Raw genomic sequence first — 1,637 nt, forward strand, 5'->3', positions numbered from 1 at the left:
TCGCGGCAGTGTTTACGGCAACTTATGTTCTGCATTAGCAGATATTTATCCTGCCTTTTTGCAATGTGTTGGTGAGCAGTTTTTTCAGGCATTAGCACTGCGTTATGTTAAAGCACACCCTTCCGCGTCAGCGAGTCTGGACCACTATGGTGCCGAGTTTCCAGAATATGTTGGAGACTTTGAGGCACTTAAATCGCTCCCTTACGCTAAAGATTTGGCACAGCTTGAGTGGTATTGGCATTTGGCTTTTCACGCCAAAGATGAGCAGCCCCTTGACGCTATTCGCTTATCTGAAATTGATGAAGATCGATATGACAAGATAACTTTTTTGCTTCCAGCCAGTGCCCACTTACTTTCCTGCAACTATCCGATTAAAGAGATCCGTGATAAGTGCCTGGAAGATCGAGACAAAGCAGAAGGGAATGAAGATCAACCCTTGAATTTAGATTCCGGTTCGCGGCACTTGTTGGTATGGCGAGCGGCGCATTACCAGCTACGTGTCGATCAGCTATCCGACTTGGAATTCGAACTACTCTCTTCGATAAATAAAAAGAAAAACTTGGGAACTATTCTGCAAGAACTGCAGTCCAAGTATCCACTAGAAGAAATTAACCAAACACTTGCTTTGGCTGTTCAACGAGTTTGGTTTGTCGGCTTCACATTAGCCGAATAAATCGTTCCAAATTACCACATTAGGATTAAATATGAGTCAAGTCTCTACTGTTGCGTCGCTGTATTTAAATGCCACTCGCTGGGTGGATAAAAGCCAGATTATTATGATTATTGTCTTTCGTTTGTACTTGGCGAAAGTATTTTTTCTAGCTGGCTTATCGAAGGTAAAGAGTATGGATAGCACATTGATGCTGTTTGAATATGAATACGATGTGCCTTTGATTCCCTTTGATGTCGCCGCCTATTTGTCTTAAATATCGTTGCCGTTATCTCTTACCCGGATATTAGCCCAGGTGGTGTTAATGACCACTATTTCTGGGGCGCGATGCTCTTGGTTTTGGTGATGTATGGGCCTGGTAAAGCGTCACTTGATGCTTGGATCCAAAAGCGCTTTTTCGCGAATTTGGCATAGACACAAGATTTCTCTTCTCTCGCTTTTACTTAGCTTGTATTATCAAGATATTAGCCTCAATATTGGAGCTAAATCTGATTCAACAAGCTAGGAAGAGAGTATGGATATCGGTGACTATCGTCGCGAATATATGAGCCAGGGCCTGGACCGTGATGAATTACTTGATGACCCGTTCAAGCAGTTTGAACACTGGTTTCAACAGGCAAATGATGCAGACATACAAGATGCAAATGCCTTCAGTCTGGCGACAACAGATCTTGAAGTAGGCCCCTCCATTCGAACGGTATTACTGAAGTTATTTGATGAAAACGGCTTTGTTTTCTTCACTAACTACAACAGCCGAAAGTCTCAGCAGATTAAAGCCTACCCTCAAGTAGCGATGTTGTTCCCCTGGTTACCACTGAACCGTCAGGTGAAGGTGGAAGGACGTTGTGAAAAGATATCCAGTGCCGCTTCCTTGAAATATTTTGCAACCAGGCCGCGTGGCAGTCAGATTGGTGCTTGGTGTAGTGATCAGAGCGAAGTGATCGAGTCTCGTTCTTTTCTAGAACAA

Annotated in this window: 3 protein-coding genes; all 3 read left to right on the forward strand. The window is 43.6% G+C overall.

From position 1 onward, the window contains the following. Window positions 1-673, forward strand: a 673-nt coding sequence (locus A3761_RS18310; protein WP_068750643.1) for a DNA-binding domain-containing protein, incomplete at its 5' end; no start/stop codon positions are given. A 31-nt stretch (window positions 674-704) separates the two neighbouring features. Then, window positions 705-926, forward strand: coding sequence for a hypothetical protein (locus A3761_RS27905; RefSeq protein WP_068552664.1), 222 nt, complete (start codon window positions 705-707; stop codon window positions 924-926). Between the two features lie 258 nt (window positions 927-1,184). Next, the coding region (locus A3761_RS18320; RefSeq protein ID WP_068750644.1) for a pyridoxal 5'-phosphate synthase at window positions 1,185-1,637 on the forward strand (453 nt) is incomplete at its 3' end.

Source organism: Oleiphilus sp. HI0123, assembly GCF_001635315.1.

Excerpts from the sequence above, each read along its gene's own strand:
- A3761_RS27905 (WP_068552664.1), top strand. The coding sequence starts at position 705 with ATGAGTCAAGTCTCTACTGTTGCGTCGCTGTATTTAAATGCCACTCGC.